The organism is Candidatus Velamenicoccus archaeovorus (assembly GCF_004102945.1).
GTDB classification, from domain to species: Bacteria; Omnitrophota; Gorgyraeia; order Velamenicoccales; family Velamenicoccaceae; genus Velamenicoccus; species Velamenicoccus archaeovorus.
Genome location: NZ_CP019384.1, coordinates 75,947 through 96,801 on the forward strand (window position 1 = coordinate 75,947; position 20,855 = coordinate 96,801).

The window sequence follows — 20,855 nt, forward strand, 5'->3', positions numbered from 1 at the left end:
TGGCATCAAGTTCAACTATAGAATACAAGAAGATCCTTGGGCAAGAATTCTGGTATTTATCTCCAGCGATGTTATGCCGGATACCCTTGTTAATGTCAAATGGAACGGAGAAGACGTCCTGGAGAGTTATCAGTTCTCAACGCTCGGTTCAGCCTTCAAGCTTGAGCCGGTCGGCAATGTGATGGCGCCAGGTGAAGCGATCAGGAGCTATGGCCTGAATAACCAACTGGTCCGTATGCTTGAAGAAAAGGGCGTTCCTACGGATGGCCAACTGAAACTCGTCAGGATCGATCAGAAGCTCTTGGTGGATGACAGAGGAGATATTCAGATTCCGGTTCTGAGCCGTTATCTCATGCGCCAGGATCCGCTTAAACGCGATTATCTTAGGTTCGACAGAGGCGCCCTGAGGTTTATGAAATACGACGTGGGCAATCATCCAGGTATTCCGTTCGGTATCTCTGCTGGTGAAGTCGTTATCTCTCCTGAATTGATGCAGGTGATCAGAGAGACGGAATTCCTGCAAAAGCGGGGAGACGAGTATATTTACAGAGTTACTTATGAGTTCAGGGGCGGAGAAGAATTCCGCAACAAGCCGATCTTTGTCGGCTATGATTTCAAGAGAGACGTGGTGTGGGAGCATTATATTAATGAAGGATGGAAGCTTTACACCAAGCATGGTCTGCCGCTTTACATCACTCGTGTTGCCGGAGTCAAAGAAGTCAGAACTATTAATGGTGCACATCAGTTTGCCCATTCCGGTGGTACGATGTATACCGACCTGGCGAATGGAAGCATTGAGCGTCTCTACAGTCAGTTTGATATCAAGGCTTATCGAGATGCGGCTGGCAATAATTATCTTCTGGTTTCTGAGAATATCAAGTCGTCCACACCTGTAGCCAAGCCGTTCACGACCCTCTTCAGGAATAACGTGCTTTGGGCCGTCGTGGATGAGAACGGTGTTCATACAGATCCATACGATTTGAGCGCTTTTAGAGACAGAGTTGCCAATTCTATCTATGGGCCGGTTTTGGGCAATATGATCGGCCGCGGCACGTTCATCAAAGATGGCCAAGACGTAGCCAAGATGATTGAGATGATTGAAAGAGACGGTGTTGTGATTGAGTTGGATCGCGATTACCTGCCGGCGTCCGTCAAGAATAACATTTATGTCGATCCCTTCAGGAAGTTCCTGCAGACGCCTCGTTCTCTGAAGGAAGCGTGGGTGCCTAACAATATCTACACGCTGGGCGGATATGGCCTGATCGCCTTGCTGGCTTTTCCGAGTATCGTTATACCTGTCATGATCTATCTTATTAAGAGAAAGACGCAGAGGAATGCCAACGTTGCTTCCGTCAAGTCCTTGAGCAAAATTGTGGGCAATCCGGACCTTGCGGAACGCCTCGCTATTTTGCCTCAGGTGGCCGGGCCGTTCGTTATCGGCGTCAACATCAAGGAACAGGCGGATAAGGACGCTCATCTGCGCGACTATCTGACGCTTTCCAACATGTTCAACGAGGCCGAGATCGGATTGATCGTCGGCCTGGCCAGACGCGGCGCTCTGCGCTTTGCCGAGTCCGAGATCACGCCCCAGCTTCAGATGGAAAACCCGGCTAAGGCCGGCTTGACGCTGGACACCGTTGCTAAGGCCGCTGAGGCGGGGTATCCACAGGCCATGGTGGTCAGAACGCTGATAGCCAGAGGGTTGTTGACCGAGGATGAAGCGAGCGAGCTCATGGCGGCCATCAACAGGGGCGCTGAGAAGGCGACCGTGTTAGATTGGAATTGGCTGAAGTCTCAGGCCCTGGCCAAGGCTGAGAACAGGATTTTTGAGCTCTTTGCGCAGGATGGCGACAACTGGAGAGAACAGCTTGGTCAGCTCCTGCCTACGCCCGAGGCGCGGCTCTTCAGGTTCCTCCTTGAGACCAAGCACTTCGGAGAAGGGACAGAAGCTGAGATGAAGCAGTGGGCCAGAGAGTTCATTGCCAGGACTTCCAAGACGGATGCGCTCTTGAAGGAATTTGTGATGGAGACGCTATTGAGAGACAAGATCATTAGGCCTCAGTTTGATGATGTCTACAAGGCGACCTTTGGCGGGTATAAGAAGAGCAATTTTGTCAGACCACAGGAGTTGGAGGAGCTTTTTAAAAGCGTCTTAAGTGACATCCACAGGTTCTATTTGCTTACGCCTGCGGTCATGCCCAAGGGGAGCGATCAAAAGGGAAATGATACGGTCTTTAATCCCAATTCCATGACTAGGGCCCTTGAGCCGAATGTGCTTAAGGAATATTTCCTTTTCAGGATGCTGCAGGCCAACCCGTCCCAGACCAGCGGCTATTCTATCGGCGCTGTCGCAGATATCTTTCCGTTCGCCTACTTTGTGGCAAGGGATGCGATGAGGATGCTGCCTGGCGCGTCTGCTGAACAGGTCATGAAGAGGATCAGGACGCACGTCGATTTCTTTGTTCAGCTCTTCCAGATAAGCTTCCAGTATGTCGATGGCGGCAAGCGTCTCGGTCTTTTGAAGCAGGTTGCCGAACAGGGCGGCAAGCAACCCCTATTCCGCCTTATTGATGTTTTCTCCGACCTTGACCTTTATGACCTGTTCGTAGGTCTGAATGGAAAATCAGATGCAGGATTCAATATATTCGAAGCTCTCGTGGAGAAGACATTTGAAGAGGCTAAAAGAATGGGGCTGACGGAGAGCGCGGCATCGAGCTATGATGATCAGTATGCCGCTATTGCCCAGGTAATGGGTCAGATCTTTAACGACTATAAGGGATTTGTGAAGAGAAACAAGAAGCCAGAGCTCTTTGAGTTTGCTGAAAAGATAATTGTCTTTACAAAGCCGCTGAAAGACAAGGCGCTTGAGCTCTTTAGCGAGAGCCGACCGTGGTCGGCCAAGCTCGATCGCATGACAAAATATCACAGAGGCATGCTCCATCTCTATGCGAGAAGGATTGTGGCTCCTGTGCTGAAACTTCAGACGTATTGGGGTCTCAAAACAGCCAGAGAGCGGTGGGCGGCGAAGGTCTTGACCCTGGGCGGCTTCGCGGCAGGTATCGCCATCGTTATGGCGACGCCCTATCTCTCTCTGGGCGTAACAATCGCTCTCCTTTCCATTGGCTTGCCGGTTTTGATGCTTGGCAAGGTGAAGATCCCCGCTGAGAAGATTTTCTGGAGTACCACCTACACCGCGGCGTCTCTGTATCTGGGCGGCATTCTGACCTATTTCCTCTTCGGCAAGTTCAGCATCATCAATTTTGCTGCCGCCGGTTTCTGGGGAACGTTTATCCTCTGGGGCCTGACCCTTATCCCGACAGCGATCTCCATGTATCATATGATGACATCCATAAAGAGCCATATCGCTCTAAGCCGTAGCCTTTGGAGCGGTCGCGCCAGGTCGTTGATCGGCCTCAGATCGTTGTCGCCGCTGCGCCTTGTCACCTTCGCCGCCACGGCGGAAGGCTGGAAGCTAAATCTTGGCATCAACTGGGCAACGCAGTTCAAGAAGTGGTATATGGAATTTGTGGATACGGAAAAGAGATTCATGCCCTTGACGCAGAACGGTGAGACTGTGGCTGAGTATTTTGAGAGAGGCGTTAATTTCCTTTGGAAGAAGAATTACATGAGCGATGCAGAGCGGAATAAGTGGCTCAACGCGATTAGGAACCCTCGGGCAGGCACGTTTGTCATGCCCCGTTCTCCAAAGGGCTTCGAGATCCTCTATAACGCCTTTTACGCCTTAAGCCAGAAGAAGCCTGCGGCTGATGTCTTTGCGTTCTTGCAGGGCACATCTACGCATGTCCAGACGGCCGGCGAGCTCTTTGCCCATACCATGGAGAATTCCGCGCAGATGGGGAGCTTTAATAACAATCCCAAAAATGGCGCAAAGACAGCTCTTCTGGGCTATGTGATCCGTACGCATCAGCCGGAATGGAACAACCTGCTGAAAAAGGTCGCTGCAAAGGGAGGCCATTTCGAAAGAGCGGTGAGAGAAGCCTTAAGCACGAGAAGAGGTGTTTCCAAAAAAGCGCAGGAGAGAGCCGCGAAATTTGAAGAGGTCAATGAGTACACCGATTGGACAAAGCTTTTGAATGAAAGGCTCAGCTTTATGACTGCCCAGGAACGTGCGGAACTGGTTTCCATGATAGAGAACTTTATGGACGAACTGAGACCTGCGAACATCTCCGCTGTCGAGTCGGAGGCTTACGACTATATCGAATATCACCTGAATATCGCCTCCCAGTATGGCGACCTTGGTTATCACAAGGCCGTACGCCAGGCCGTATTGATCTACAACACCCTCGAAGAGGCCTATCGAGACAAGGCATCTAAGGTTACCGATTCGAAGTTGGCGGAACTGTTTGTTGCCAAATATCCGCTTTACAGTGAGCTCGTGGGCTTCAAGCTCAGGCAGATCTTCCAGGAAGCTTCTTTGTGGGGCAGACATGCGGAAAGAGTCGCTTTGGCAAACAATCAGCCAGGCTTTAAGATGAATACATTGTCAGCTCTTGTTAACTTCGATATAGATGCATGGGTAAAGTGGGCTGAAGGGAAAACGGATATTTTTACCCAAGAAGAGATAGGGACCCTGGTCGAATTTATTCAATTGATAAAACAGGGTCATTTCGTTGTCGAGTCCGATCGGCTTGAGCATATTGCCGCAACGATCCTTGCTTTCAGGGCCGAAAATCTGCGGGAACTTCTTGCTGTGTACGCCCGTTTAAATACCATTGTTACCCAGAATAAATTTTCCGGTTGGGAAAACAAGCTCAATAAACAAAAAGGCGACATAGATCTTAAAATAGAAAGAGGGGAAGCATACGATCAAGATCTTTATGAGACCCTAAAGAAAGAATTGGGGATGTTGAAGAATTTTAGAGATGCTCATGCGAAATGGGAAGCCTTAGTTCAGATGGCTCTCGTGATCACAAGAACAGATACCCAGGATGCTTATCTGCCGTTTTATGATCCGAAGAAAGATAATGTGATACCGTTCAACAAGAACGGTGGGATCGGCACGAACCTGTGGTTGACTTATGGCCGCTCCGCTAACTATGACGCGCATGTCAGGACGTATCCGATGCAGAACGTCTGGAGAACGGCCTGGGCGTCGTGGGTGGGCCGGAACCCGCATATCATGATCGTCAACCCGATGATGAAGATCTGGGCGTCGAGCAACAACTCTTTCCCGGGCACGCGCCGTTATGCGGTAGCGCAGGAAGTCTGGACATCGGAAGTCCAGCGCGCACGCCGTGGCCTCCTGACATTCTATGGAAAAGCTTTGATTACGCCGGCTGCCGGTGACACGATGCTTTCGCCGCCGGGCGAAGATTCGGCCGCGTTCCTGGCCGTTCAGGCCCGGGAAGCCAGGGCCACCTCTACGCAGATAGACTGGTATGTCTGGGAGTGGGGCCGTCCGGCACTCTGGGGTGAATCCGTTGCCGGAACAGAAATGAGATACGCCTATAACGTCACACGCTTCAAGATGGACCGCAACCAGTTCGCCGTGTTCGAAAATGCGGATACGGGCTATGACGTTAAGCTCACACATGACGTATTCTGGATGCACTATTTCTCTTCGGTTTTTGCCGTGGCGCTCCTCATCGGCATGCAGTTCATATCGCCGTTCAGCGCGTTCGCGTCCTTGAAGCCGGTCATGTTCTTTATTTCCATGACCATCCTTTTCATGAACGCCATTAACTCTAACAACTTCATCAGGCACATGAGGCAGACGGGTAGTTTCTGGGCCGCTCTCGCCAAGACCGCATATGAAACAGCTGTGGGCTTCCCGCTTTACGTCGCTCTCATAGTCAACTTCTTGAAAGGTATTCTCACGTCCAGCAACGAGGATTTCGCTTTCATCCGCACAGTGAAAGATGCCAAGTTGAGCACGGACGATAGGAAAGTTCGCTATGAAAGCTCCATGAGATTGTCATTTAAGATATCCCGCGACGTCAAGAAAGCAAGCAGGATCTTCGAGGGCATCGGTGGCGCCATGGCAATCGCGGGTGTTGTTGCTGCAGTTGCCGGCTTGAGCCTGTCTATCACGCCGTTCTTCATCATCCTCTCTGGCGTAGCGACCTTTGTCATAGGCGTGATCATGAACTATTCGTTCGAGAAACCCTTCCCATTCAACGGCTTTATCGCTCTTGCCGGCATTGCCGGTTGGTTCTGGGCATCATTCATATCTTCTCCCACGGGCGCGGCCGTGCTCCTACCGTATCTCCTGGCTTCATTCGCGTTCCTCTCCGGCCCCAGCTCTGCGGATACATTCGTGGATCGTCACGGCTATTTCTATGGATATCGCCTGGGCGCCATGTTAGGTACTTCCAGGACGTGGTTTTATATTTTTGCCGCCGCAAATGCAGCCATAGGCATATTCATCTGGCTTGGCATCCCCATGCTTAGCTTCAGCAATCCTGTTAGCGGCATTATCGGGTCGGCAGCGGTATTGACTTGGCTATTTTCCTTCTATAAAGCATTCAACAACTTATGGTATTTTGCTGGCAGGACGTTGAAAGACCTATATGTTTTCTTCAAAGACGCATTTAAGGAAGAATGGTTTAGGGTTAAGAAAAATTTTGAGAGAAAGTCCAAGCCTTCTTCACCTGCCACCCCTGGTTCTCCCGCTCAGCAGGCGACTTCTCAGAGTTCAGGAGCCGCGCAGAACCCTGCCTCTGGGAAAACCAGCAGCCCGATAATGAATGTTACAAGTCCCAAGTCTCAAGTCTCAAGTGATCGGCTGGCCATCATGGGTCAAGAATTAACAGCCAGGAATTTTATCTTCAACTCGCCTGTCGCCTTCGATAGCACGCTCGAAGGACTTAAAGCCACCGCCGGCATCGGCTCTGTCAACCAGACCCGCGCCGCGCCTCAGGAGCCCAAGGTTCTTTCTTCTCCTTCTCTTTCTTCTCCTGTCACCAACGCCTCCCTCTTAGAGGAGTTCATCACCTCCCTGGATCTCAAGGCCCCGGATGTCGTCCACATCAAAGGACTCCTGCACAAGTACCAGGTCTTGAAGGCCATGAATCCCCAAGACCAGGCTGCCCAGGCTTTGGTCATCGGCCAAAACTTCTATCCCTCAGCCCTCTTGACAGAAGAGCAGCGCTCAACCCTCCTGGGGGCTGTCGACTACGATGATATCGCAGCCGATGCCTCCAACAGGCTCGCCGCCTCAGATGTGGTCATCACCTTCAACCCCATGGACGGCGGCCTGGGCACCTCGGTCAAGCGCGAGCGCTACCTGGAAGAGACCCTGAGCCGGCCCAAGGACGACCCCAAGACAGGCCGCGCCAGGCTCGGCGCCAAGGCGACCGACCTCTACTTCACCTTTGAGGTCCAGGGCAAGGACGCAAAGGGCAACCCCAAGACCTTTGAGAAGACCGTCTCCATTGCCGAGATCAAGCTCCTGCGCGTCTTGAAGGACGCCATTCTCTACCGCCAGGCTATCTTCCAGCCCCTGGTCAATGACGACTCCGCCCCCAGCTACCGCAAACTGCTCGATTCCACCTATCTGCCGGATACCTTGGATGAGAGCATCCCCCAGGGCTCCAGGAGGACCTACCGGGAGGCCATGCAGCAATTGAATGTCGGCCTGACCAAAGGCGAAGACGAGATGCTCTTCCAGAAGGACTTACCTATTATTGACATCGAAACAGGCTTATTGACCACCAAGTTCACTGCCCCAGGCGGACACGGCCAATGGGGGGTCAGGCTCCTGTTTGAGGCCTTAAACTTCCACCAGCCCTTTGCTTCCGCTCAAGACCATGCGCCCAGGACCTACATCCGCGCCTTCTACAACGGAGACGGCGCAGCCAACTTCCCGGATGCCAATATCATCGGCTGGATGGCCAAGAACAAGGTCGCCCTGGTCATGATCTCGACCACCAAGGCCGGCTTGGACAAGAAGGGCGGCCAGATCGGCATCCAGGTCATATCAGATCCTTCAACCCCCTCAGGGCTCGGGCCCCAGGGCCCTGGCGTCACCATCCGGGCCCAGATGCTGGAGCTCGCCCAGGCCAAGAAGGTCTCCAAAGAACACGAGCAGCTCTTCTATGCGATAGGCCTCAATGGCACGCCTGCAGTCCCAGGCCTGGACCCCTTGGGCCGCCAGGCCTCAAGCCTCACCAACGAGCCCGGCGCCCAGTGCTTCAACACCAACATCGCCCTCATCAACTACACGGTCCTGGCCCCGATCCTGAGGGAGGTCGCAAGCTTGGAGAACGTCGAATACGAAGGCGAGATCTTGTCCGGCCATGACTTGGTCGAGCGCATCGTCTCACCTGACTTGATCGAAAACGTCAAAGAGAAGAAGGACTCGAAGAAGTATACCCAATTGGAAGGCGCCATCGGCTCAAGCCTGCTTAACTTGAACGCCTTCTTTGCCACGACCAAGGACGAGAGGATCAAGGACATCCTGCAGAGACACGGCCAAGAGAAGCTCCTGCGCGTCGTCAACGTCGACACCGAAAAGCGCACCCGCTTCTTCACCCCGGTCAAGACCGCCTTTGACTTCTGGTTCCAGGCCTACTCCGACTACTACCGCTTCGATGCAAAGAACTGGACCCTCCAGGATGCCACAGAGGGTCAGGTGCCTCCGACCATCAACCTGGCTAGCTACAAGCGCACCCAGGAAACCGGAGACCTTGAACTTGACGACAAAGGCAGGCCCCAGGACGACGGCTTCTACGCAGATGTCCAGAACGTGATCGACTCCTTTGGCACCACCTCGACCAGGCACCTCGACACCTTGAACATCACCGGTCGCATCAGGCTCAACAACGTCATCCTCAAAAACACCGTCACCATCACCTCCGACTACGCCGGCATCTTTGATTTGAATTCCCTGAAGCCCAGACCGGCCTTCGGCACGTTCGGCCAGACAGGCGACGATCTTCTTGTCCTTGACAACACGACCGTCACCATCAGCAGGGATGGCAAGGTGAGCGTCTCATCGGCAGCGCAGAACGTGAGCTCGCCTGCCGACAACATTTTTGACAACTACATGGCCCGGGGCCGCGAACTGGCAAACATCCTTTTACGGGAGCTTGGTTCCAAGGAAGCTGCGCTCAAACAGCTTTCGGATTACGCTACCCGCTACAGCCTGAAGTCCAGTCATGAGACAGAGTGGGTCAGGGAGCATACGCCGTTTATTGTCAACTTCTTCGAAGGCCGCGGTATCGTCGACAAGACAGAGCAATACGAAATTATCGCTGTAGCCCAGGTTGTTTTGGAATACGACCAGGCTGGTCTCTCTTCCCCCACCATCGCCCTGAACATGCGCTGCTACACCATCCCGTTCCCGTTCCCGGACATGATGCGCGGCCGCGGGGTCAACCGGCCGGAGTGGCTGGAGTCTTATGTCCTGGCAGGGGTCCTCTTGCGCCTCAACCGCAACGAGGACCATTTGATCGCCGTCAACGACATCTACAACGCCGCCGAGGCGGCCTTCAGGGACCACATGCTGCCGTTTGACCAGGGCAGGCTTGTGGATCTCCTGGAAGGCCTGCGCCGCAGGGGCCTGGTCCGCAATGCCGCCAACGGCGCCTTTGACATCGAGACGATCACAGGGACCCAGGTCGTCTTCGACCTGAATCCGCGCCTGGTTGCCACTTGGGCCGATGACACCGCATACATCCAGCACGACTTGAAAAAAGCCGCCAAGGCCGGCCGCCGCGAATTCCTCGCCGCGATAGACATGTACGCCCAATTCGCCCAAGGCTGGAGCATCTATCCTGTGGAAGCCAATTATCCTGTCCTGCGCGCGGTCGCCCTCATGAGCCAGAGAGACCACGAGCAGATGGTCTCATACTTGTTGAGCCGCAGCCAGTGGGAGAGGCTGCCCTTGATCGACGCCGTGCTCCTGATGCTTGATCCCCAGGCAGCCACGGTCGACTGGCTGGCCTCGCAGGCGCCTCAGCTTCTGCACCGCAGCATCTATTTTGTCGCCGCCGAGATCTCATTGCTCGCCGGCGGCCTGGGCCGGGTCATGCAGTATCATGGCACCGGCATGCACCAGCTGGGCGCCGACATCATCTGCATGGAGCCCTTCTACCGCAAGCACCGCGACAAGACAGGCGCCGTCCACCCCCTGGATTACACAGACCCCCATGCCGTGCCGCTGCCTGTCCGGGACCTTCAGAAGCTCGATAAGACCTTCAACACCTTTGTCCAGGGCCAGTACGTGACCTTCGAGGCCTACACGGCCGTTAACGGCATCGGCGTCTTGACCTACCTCATCCGCGACACCGACGGCCGGTTCGTCAACATCCTCTATGAATACGGCACGCCTGATTCCCCGGCCTCCAACTATGAGTTCACCGAGTTCTTCACCAAGGCGAGCTTGGAGCTCATCCGTTACCTGGAGCTTGAGAAGAAACACAGGCTGGGCTCCGGCTACAAGGCGCCCTTGGTCGACTGCAACGACGGCCAGGTCCTGCCTCTGGCCGCCTGGAGGAAGATCTTCTACAGCGACGCCTCCGCGATCATGCATGCGGACGTCGATGACAATAACCTTCTGGAGACCTACGAGATCTTCAAGGATGCCGTCTTCTGCGGCACGACCCACACCTACCGCAACCGCGTCATGATCTCGGACTTCGAATACGGCAAACGTTACCTCAAGGCCGCCGGCGTCCCTGACGAATGGCTCTGGGTCTTCTTGAGGGATGAGTTCGGTACCAAGATATGGGACTTCACCTCGGCCGGCGTGCGCTGCGCCGACGTCGCCAAGGCCGTCAGCGCCATCCACGGCTTTGAGATGAACAGCCGCGATCCGGGTGTGCGGCTTTATGGCGTCACCAACGGCGACAACCGCATGTACTCTTCTGAATTCTTGCGCGCCGCCTTAATGAAGCACGACATCGATGAATACGAGTACCTGACGGCCGAACAAGTGGCGATCGGCAAGCGCCAGGCCAAGGAAGACTCGGGCTTCGGCCTCAAAGCCGACCAAATGGTCATCTCTTACTCAGGCCGCCTCGTGGCTGAAAAGGCAGGACGCTTCAGGGCCTTCACCGACGCCAACATCGAGGCCTGGGTCAAGGCCGGCATCCAGGTCGTCATCTTCGGCAATGTCCAGCCCTATGAGGAGTCGCGCCGGATCGGCCAGGACCTCGAGCATCTCCAGGAGAGATTATCGAAGGCGGGTTACGCGGGTCAGTTCATCTTCAGAGGCAAGTTCAACATCGACGACCAGAGGCGCCTGCTCGCCGCCTCTGACATCCAGATCCAGGATTCGGACCGCTACACCGGCGCCTCCGAATACACCGAGGCCGATGTCTCGGCCAATGCGGGCCTGCAGATGGGCGCGCCCTTCTGGGAGGGCATCATCCAGCGCCAGGGCCTGGCTGTCAACAGGCGCACCCAGACCGGCAACACCCTCATCCCGGCGGCGACCAGCGACAGGGACTACCGCAGGATCGTCTTCTGGGCCAACGAAGAGTTCCAAAGAGGCACGCTTAGCATCTACCAGGCCCAGTCGATCCGTCTGAGCCGCTACCTGGGCGCGCTCATCACAGGCGCCGAATACCTGCGTCTGTGGAACAGCGCGATCTTCAACCACCAGAAGAGCCCGGCCAAGCCGCGCGTCTGCGGCGAGGCGGCCATCGAGGACGTGACGCTCCTGGCCTACAGCGCCGAAGGCGTCAAGAACGTCGCGCGCAACGGCGATGTCTTCAGCCTGGATGCAGACAACAACGAGGAGCTTGAATTGACGGCCAAGATCGACCTGGCAGGCTGGGACACCGTCAACTACGGGACCCAGGGCATCGTTCCTTTTGACATGGTGCGCGCCGAGCTGGTCAACGACTTCGGCATCCGCGTGCCTCTGTGCATCAAGCGCCGCGTGGACAGCCATGTGGAGTTCTACACCAAGATCCCCACAGACCTGCCCCTGCCCATGGAAGGGGAGCTGGAGGTGACCTCCGGTGTCTGGAAGGCGGCCAAGGTCGTCAAGCTCCTGATCAACGGCAACAACAACACGCCAGAGCCTCAGGCTGAAGAGATCTCATCTCCTGGCGTCAACGGCACACAAGAAGATCTGGAGAAGACAGCAGGCGTGGGTGATGTGAACCAGACCCGAGCCGCACCGCAACAGCTCCAAGTTATTTCTTCTCCTACTCAAAACCTCAAAGATTTTTTCAGCGCTTCTGATATTGCAAGAGATGCCTTGGAAGTGCATGCCTTGATCATTCTGGGCAATGATAACCTTGAAACTTTCAGAGAGGCCTTGCATCTTTACCAAGAAGGTAAAGCGAAGAAGATTATTACAACAGGTGGAAGGGGAAGGTTAACAGAATCCCTGATCAAAGAAGCCGCAAGGAGTGGTTTTAATGTTGCTCCGGCCTCCGAGGCCAGGATGATAAAAGAGATCATTTTGGCGATGGCAGCTCAGGAAGCTATTATTGTTAAAGAGGCCGATATTCTTTTGGAAGAGCAATCTTCAAACACGCCGCAGAATTTTGAGCACGCTATCCCATTACTGACGCAAGTCCGCCGAGAATTCGGATTGATGGCTGGCGAGGCGCTTCGTGTCGCATATATCCAAACCCCGCAACAGCAGTTCAGGTCCAAGGCCACGTTTAACGTCTATGCAGAAGCCTGGCAGAGGCTGAATGTCCAAGGTATAAGCTACACAATTGACTGGGATGTTGAGGGGTTGAGTAAAACAGAGTTTTCTGAAGTGGTTGTGGCTGAGATGTGGCGCATCATTCTTTATGCCGCCAAAGGCGATATTACGCCTGAATACAGAGGAGTTAAAGGTCTTAACGCTATCCCACCGGCGCTCTGGCAAGAAGTCGTTGTCTTGGTGGATACTTATCCATCCTCCGATTCCTTGAAAAACAAACTCCGGGTATTAGCCAGTAACGCTGGCTATGAGAGAGTAGAGACTTTGCAAAAAGATCTTCGTAAAACAACCGTTAATGTGGCCTCTGAAGACTTGAATCAGTTAATAGAGTTTGTGTATCGAGATGGTTCCATTTCCTCGCCTTCTTCTATTGCTGATCTTGCCAAACCCCTTGTTGTTCTCTCTGGTTGTATTTTGACTATCAGCCTACCTGATATTTTCAAGAGTATATTCAGCGCAGATCCTATCTATCAGATAACCGCTGGCGCTAAAGAATTTTTAATTTACACAACTATTCTTTTTGTCATTTCAGGGGCCATATGGGCCAGTGATACGCTGATAGAGAAAATTTTTGATAAATATAAATCAGATAAGATAAGTGCTAAATCTGAATTGATAAGCAGGCGCTATGCTACGGAATATGCTACGGCGAGGGCAAAGCTCGAGGGTAGATTAGGGCATTCCTTGCCAGCGTCGCAGACAGGATTGTCTTTAGATTTGATTGATTTCTTGAATCTCATTCAAGAAACAAATATTCTGCAGGCTGTTATTGCAAATTGGACTTTAATTGAAGAATATTTTACTGAAAATTTTGCTCAGAAAATTATTGAGACGGAATATTATATTGGCGCATCTGGCCCCTGTGGCGAAGTATGGGGGGATCAACAAAGGAGTTCCTGGGTTGCTGAGAAAATTGCGTTGGGTCGTAGAAATCTGGCTCAAGCAGGGTTGCAAGGAAGCGTAGAAGAGAGCTATCGGTGGAGCGAGCCAAACCCTTATGGTCCAGGAAAAGTCGGGCATGAACTTAGGCAAACAACAGGATACGAACTTATTAGAAAGGTAAATTACGATAAGCTCAAGAATTTTGTTTCTTCTTTAAAGCCGAGCAATCTTCAGGATAAGCTTAATTCCATCGGAAGAGATTCTATTTCTTCTCCTGCCCAAGCAGCATCACGAAGTTTTGGCCGTAAGCTATTAGCCATAAGTCATGAGACGCAATCGGTTTCTTCCCCTGCTTCATCTGCCAGCAAGACCAAGAGTTTTTATCAGAAGAAGGTTGTTCGTGGCGCTGAATTCCCGTGGATTGACGATATTCTGATTAAGTCCGGCAAGTATTTACAGGATAAGGTGAAATGGGTTGGGATAAAGAATGAAGCCGCATCAAACTGGATTTATGCCAGTACAGCTTCAATACACAGTGCTGTAGGGATTGGATTGTCTAGCGCATGGTCATTGATATATCTTGCCAAGGGTACATATCCGCATTTTTTGCCTGAGTTGGCCTGGGGTTCGGCTCCGTTTATTGCCTTGGTTGGCCCATTCGCTATCGTTTTTTCCATTGTCAGCTTCGCCCTAGCCTTGAAGACGTTCTTCGCTAAAGACTTGACCCGTGGTGGGCTCATACATGCTTGGGCGAGCGGCACGCTTAGCGCGACAGCTATCGTGTATGCCGCAACGTTGACGTGGTATTGGCCAATTTTGACCGCCATAGTTGTTGGCTTATTCTTATATGGATACTTTTTGGAAGGAACGTCAGGTGTTACAACAGAAAGCTGGAAAGACACAACCAAGGAGAAGACTGAAAAAATAAAGGAAAAATATCGGTCTCAGGCAAAACAAAATACAGAAGGACAAAGAAAGCATCAGGAAGAAGCGAAGCGTCGCGCAGAAGAGAGACGAAAAGCACAAGAAGAACAGCGCCGCAAGGCTGAAGAAGAAAGGCGTTTGGCTGAAGAAAGGCGAAGAGATGAAATCAAGAGGCAGAACATTGAGACGGGTGAAAATTGGTATCGTTTCTCTGGGCGTATGACAGTTGTAAGGGCCTACGAGCTCTTTGGGTTAGAGTTTGGTGTTTCGCTCGATCAGGTTAAGCAGGCAAGAAATGATCTTATGCTAAAGTTCCATCCTGATCGCGCAAGAAACATTGATAAGTCGAGAGCCACCATTATTTCAAGGAATGTCAATAGCGCCTTTGATGTTATAAAAACCTGGCTTCAGGACTCTGTTTCTTCGCCTGCTTTGGCAAGCTATTTCAGGATTGATAAGGTGCTGGTTAAGATGGGGAGATATTTACAGGGTAAGGTTGATCAGCCATTCCTTGAGACATCTGCTTTGGCCGTCACTGCTCTAGGGTTCGGTGCGGCTATTTTCTGGAGCCTGAAGCTTTTGGCTGGCGCCGTCTATCCGCAATTCCTGCCGATATTAGCGCTCACTTCTATTCCCTACCTTTCTGTTGTCGGTCCTGTCGCAACCATTTATCTGGTTCTGAGTTTGTTGACGTCGCCTAAGTTCCTCTTTGATTTCAAGGCTCCAAAAATTTCCTTTATCAAGGATTTCGCCGTTAACCTTATCCATATTAAGTTTATTGCTGCGGTTAAGGTGTTGGGCCGTTTTCTTGGCGGCATTCTTACAGTTGTCGGCATTAAGGAGTTGACTCGCGGAGAACTCAGACATGCCTGGGTGAGCGGAACGTTCGGATCGGCAGCCATTGTCTATATTACAACCCTTGCTTGGTATTGGCCGATTTTGACTGCCATAGTTGTGGGTTTGTTCTTATATGGATACTTCCTTGGGACGACAACACAGACGACGGATAGGGGGCCGGCGCCGAGTGATCAGAAGGAAGACAAGAAGGAAAGCAATAAAGAAGAAGAGTCGGCGCCAAAGACACAGAAAAAAGAATCTGCGCCGACGATAGGCACAGAGATCGAGTTGACATTGACAGAACGGCAGGGCGATTCTGCATCGAAAGATGCTGTAGAGCGCCAGCGTGTGAGGGGTGGATCCAAGAAGGGCCAGGGCAGGCATTGGGCGCCCGGCTCCAGAAGGCCGGTGGGCTATGCGATGCTGAAAGATGCTGTTGGGGAACATAATGGCGATTCGGGCATTGTCTTTGACCACTCTGTAGCCGTTGAAGCTAATACAGGCCACAGGTCGATTTCTGAGATCACGGATGAGGTCAGGACGTTTGCGGAGCAGACATTGAAGATCCTGGCCTTGATCGAGAAGATCATGGTCGCGCATCCTGAGCAGGCGGATCTCTTGCCGTCATTCCTCGGCTGGGACGGCGTGAGCATGCATATGAATTTCGGCGCCATGCTGGCGGACGGCCGTGTCGATGAGGCGGCGCTCAAGGAGTATTACCGGAGATTAAAGCTTCTCGGTTTCTTCTGGTTCAGCAATGCCGCTATGCAAAGAGGCATCTGGGCGCCGGTGTCCCGCGGTCTGAAAGACCGCAAGGCCTGGGCCGGGTATCAGAACATCTTTAACTATGCCGAGATCGTCTTGAATGGCCACGAAGGCAAAGGGCTGCCGTCCCTGCTTGAGTTGCGCATCCTGGATATCCCGATCAACCCAAATTACGTCGGCTTGTATTATCTTTTGGCGCTCCTGGCTATTCGCGGCAAGATCGACTTAGAGCAGAGCTTTGAGGAATATGTGGATACGGTCCGCCACGCCAGCCAGTTCGGATTGCGCGGGACGGTCGTTACGCACGGCGGAGGGAAGGCCCAGGGCCGCGATGTCTTAAGACAGTTGGTCGAAGAAAATGCCGGATTGCTTGCGTCTCTCAACATCGATGAGGCTGTCAGAGAAGCGCTCGACGCTCAGATCCACAACGGCTTTACTTCCAGAGATTTCATTTATGCAGTCTTTGGGGCTTTTGATGAAGACGCCGCCAGAAAACATCTGAATAGGATCTTCGAGCTCGGCAACCGGTCGCCTGAAAAGACATTCAGCCAGGTGCTGGCGGAATATGTGTCGCAGCTCGAAGACAAAGAAGCGCGGTCCATCTTTGAAGCCCTTTCTTTCTTTATTACGCATCGTAAGTCTCCGTTTTCCTCCGTCGATATTTCCGGAGTCCGTCTCGAACGCAGGGCCCAGGGCCGTCTTGAAGTCGCTCGCCTCCAAATCCACGATACGCAAAATATCGGCATATTGCTCGATAACGAATTCATGCTTAAGAAGCTTAGCCGCAACGCTGACGGCCGGCTGGAGTTTATTTTTGAAAGGGCTACTGATCTTAGCGAGGTCGGTGTATTCACATACGGTCAGAATGTCTTACCTGCGCCTGCGGCTGTTGTTGGTGCAAGAGAAGGGATGGCCGCGCAGGCTCGTGCCGAGGGCGTTGATGTCTCCGGCGTCAGAAGGCCGAAGCTTGTTGTCATCGTCCAGAAGAGGACGGAAAAAGGATTTGTGCCGTGTTCAGAGCCGGCGACCTATGTTGATTTCATGAAGGAGCGTGCGGCTGAAGTCGGGGTGGATATCGAGGTCCTGGATGTGCAGGATCTTAACGAGATGAAGGCCAGGATCAATCCTGTAACAGGCAGAAACGGCCTCGAAGAATATTTCGGCCAAGCCAAGAGGGAAGGCTGGGTCGTCCTGAACAGGGCTTACGAGATGTCCGAGCCTTCTGAGATCTATCCGCAGGAATTCCTCTCGTTGCCGGGCGAAGTTTGGGATATCCAGAGCACCAACGGTGTGAACTCCCTCTATTTTGAGACGATTTCGCCCTCTAAAGCCAAGGTTCTTGAATTGCTGCGCGTCAGCGGTGTTGAAGCCGTGACACAGCATCTGCCTGAGAGCCGCCTGCGTCTTAAGAAGGCTGAGTTGCGTGATGCCGTGACGGTCATGCTCAAGAAGCATTCTGCCGTCATGATCAAGCCGGACCTCGGTTCCAAAGGCCAGGGCATTGTATATGTGGACAGGTCCATGCTGGAATTCAATCCGGCCACAGGGCGTTCGGCATTAGACGAGATCATTGAAGGGCTTACACCGGATAGAGTAAGCTCCATTTACGGCTTGGTCGGCTATAACGTTGAGCAGGCGATCGATTTGGCCGAGAACGCAGAAGGCCGCCGGTTCATCGGACGCTGGATTGTCCAGAGAGATATTCACGGCGGCTGGGTTGTTTCCCAGAGATTGATCCGCACGGTTGCAGAAAAGGGTTCTTTGATCACGGATGCCAATACCGAAGGTGAAGACACGATCGAGAACCTCTGGAGAGAAGGCATCTTGACCGAAGGCCAGATTGCTGAAGCCGACGCTATGGCCGTAGGTGTCATGGATATTCTCTGCGCTTATATGAGAAGCCAGATCGGCGCGGAAGGCGCAGCGAATGTCGGCGTTGATTTCGCCTTCGCCAAGGATGGCCGTATCTACTTCTTGGAAACGAACGAAAGGCCCTATCAGGCGCCGACGAACTTAACGCCGATTCTGCCTTTCCGTATGGACAATATTCGCAGGATTGTCGACTCTGCTTCTTATGAATCGACGAGGTTGCAGATTGAACGGGCGCGTAAGGGTGCCAGCGATGTTGTGGAATCTTCAGTGTCTGTCGGCAGGCAGCAAGGACGCGTTGCGCAGGAGAGGGGTTTCAAGAAGCCGCATGTTTCGACAGCGGCTGAAATGGCCCGGGGGGGAGTGGGGCAAGATGCTTTTTCTTCTCCTGTCACCAACGCCTCCCTCTTAGAGGAGTTCATCACCTCCCTGGATCTCAAGGCCCCGGATGTCGTCCACATCAAAGGACTCCTGCACAAGTACCAGGTCTTGAAGGCCATGAATCCCCAAGACCAGGCTGCCCAGGCCTTGGTCATCGGCCAAAACTTCTATCCCTCAGCCCTCTTGACAGAAGAGCAGCGCTCAACCCTCCTGGGGGCTGTCGACTACGATGATATCGCAGCCGATGCCTCCAACAGGCTCGCTGCCTCAGATGTGGTCATCACCTTCAACCCCATGGACGGCGGCCTGGGCACCTCGGTCAAGCGCGAGCGCTACCTGGAAGAGACCCTGAGCCGGCCCAAGGACGACCCCAAGACAGGCCGCGCCAGGCTCGGCGCCAAGGCGACAGACCTCTACTTCACCTTTGAGATCGAAGGCAAAGATGCCCAAGGCAACCCCAAGACCTTTGAGAAGACCGTCTCCATTGCCGAGATCAAGCTCCTGCGCGTCTTGAAGGACGCCATTCTCTACCGCCAGGCTATCTTCCAGCCCCTGGTCAATGACGACTCGGCCCCCAGCTACCGCAAACTGCTCGATTCCACCTATCTGCCGGATACCTTGGATGAGAGCATCCCCCAGGGCTCCAGGAGGACCTACCGGGAGGCCATGCAGCAATTGAATGTCGGCCTGACCAAAGGTGAAGACGAGATGCTCTTCCAGAAGGACTTACCTATTATTGACATCGAAACAGGCTTATTGACCACCAAGTTCACTGCCCCAGGCGGACACGGCCAATGGGGGGTCAGGCTCCTGTTTGAGGCCTTAAACTTCCACCAGCCCTTTGCTTCCGCTCAAGACCATGCGCCCAGGACCTACATCCGCGCCTTCTACAACGGAGACGGCGCAGCCAACTTCCCGGATGCCAATATCATCGGCTGGATGGCCAAGAACAAGGTCGCCCTGGTCATGATCTCGACCACCAAGGCCGGCTTGGACAAGAAGGGCGGCCAGATCGGCATCCAGGTCATATCAGATCCTTCAACCCCCTCAGGGCTCGGGCCCCAGGGCCCTGGCGTCACCATCCGGGCCCAGATGCTGGAGCTCGCCCAGGCCAAGAAGGTCTCCAAAGAACACGAGCAGCTCTTCTATGCGATAGGCCTCAATGGCACGCCTGCAGTCCCAGGCCTGGACCCCTTGGGCCGCCAGGCCTCAAGCCTCACCAACGAGCCCGGCGCCCAGTGCTTCAACACCAACATCGCCCTCATCAACTACACGGTCCTGGCCCCGATCCTGAGGGAGGTCGCAAGCTTGGAGAACGTCGAATACGAAGGCGAGATCTTGTCCGGCCATGACTTGGTCGAGCGCATCGTCTCACCTGACTTGATCGAAAACGTCAAAGAGAAGAAGGACTCGAAGAAGTATACCCAATTGGAAGGCGCCATCGGCTCAAGCCTGCTTAACTTGAACGCCTTCTTTGCCACGACCAAGGACGAGAGGATCAAGGACATCCTGCAGAGACACGGCCAAGAGAAGCTCCTGCGCGTCGTCAACGTCGACACCGAAAAGCGCACCCGCTTCTTCACCCCGGTCAAGACCGCCTTTGACTTCTGGTTCCAGGCCTACTCCGACTACTACCGCTTCGATGCAAAGAACTGGACCCTCCAGGATGCCACAGAGGGTCAGGTGCCTCCGACCATAAACCTGGCTAGCTACAAGCGCGACCCGGCCACAGGCGAGCTCAAGCTCGATAACAAAGGCAAGCCAGAAGACGACGCCTATTACGGCGATGTCCAGAACGTGATCGACTCCTTTGGCACCACCTCGACCAGGCACCTCGACACCTTGAACATCACCGGTCACGTCAGGCTCAACAACGTCATCCTCAAAAACACCGTCACCATCACCTCCGACTACGCCGGCATCTTTGATTTGAACCCCCCGAAGCCCAGACCGGCCTTCGGCACGTTCGGCCAGACAGGCGACGATCTTCTTGTCCTTGACAACACGACCGTCACCATCAACAGGGCAGGGGAGGTGAGCGTCTCATCGGCTGCGAGGGGGGTGAGCTCGGGGGCGAAGAATAATACAACCCTTCTTAGCCCCGGCCGGAAGATAAAGGTGAGTCGTTCGCAGGCTAACTCAGTTAAGAAGGCGGGGAGATTATTCTCTTATGTAACGGCAGCCGAATGGATCCAAAGCCTTTGGGAACACAAGGACAAGACCGCCGACCAGCCGATCCAGTACCGTGCAAACGGCACGCTGATCGTCGCCGGGAAAACCTGTCCATGGCTTGGCAAAGCGGCAGACCATGAACATGCCAAAAAGTTGCTTACGGCCCTTCAGATGTGCGGCCTGCTTCGCTTCGCCAGAGAGAAGAGACCGGGTTCGCGAACCATTCGCGTCGGATATTATATGACTCCTGAGTTTGCCAATGCGAGCCGGGAACAGATCGATGCCGTTTGCAGGATTCCTCGTTTCCACGAAAAATCGCTGTCTTTGGTTTCGGGAAGGAGGGGAGCGTCCAGGGAAACTCTCAAGACGATCCGCGAACAGGTCAAAGCAATCC

1 protein-coding gene (cut by both window edges) is annotated in these 20,855 nt (G+C 53.5%); it reads left to right on the forward strand.

All 20,855 nt of this window come from inside a single coding sequence — locus BU251_RS00160, peptide arginase family protein, on the forward strand. Of the gene's 119,061 coding nucleotides, 46,121 precede the window and 52,085 follow it; the stretch shown corresponds to coding positions 46,122-66,976, spanning codon 15,374 (partial) through codon 22,326 (partial); the first complete codon in view begins at position 2. Both the start codon and the stop codon lie outside the window.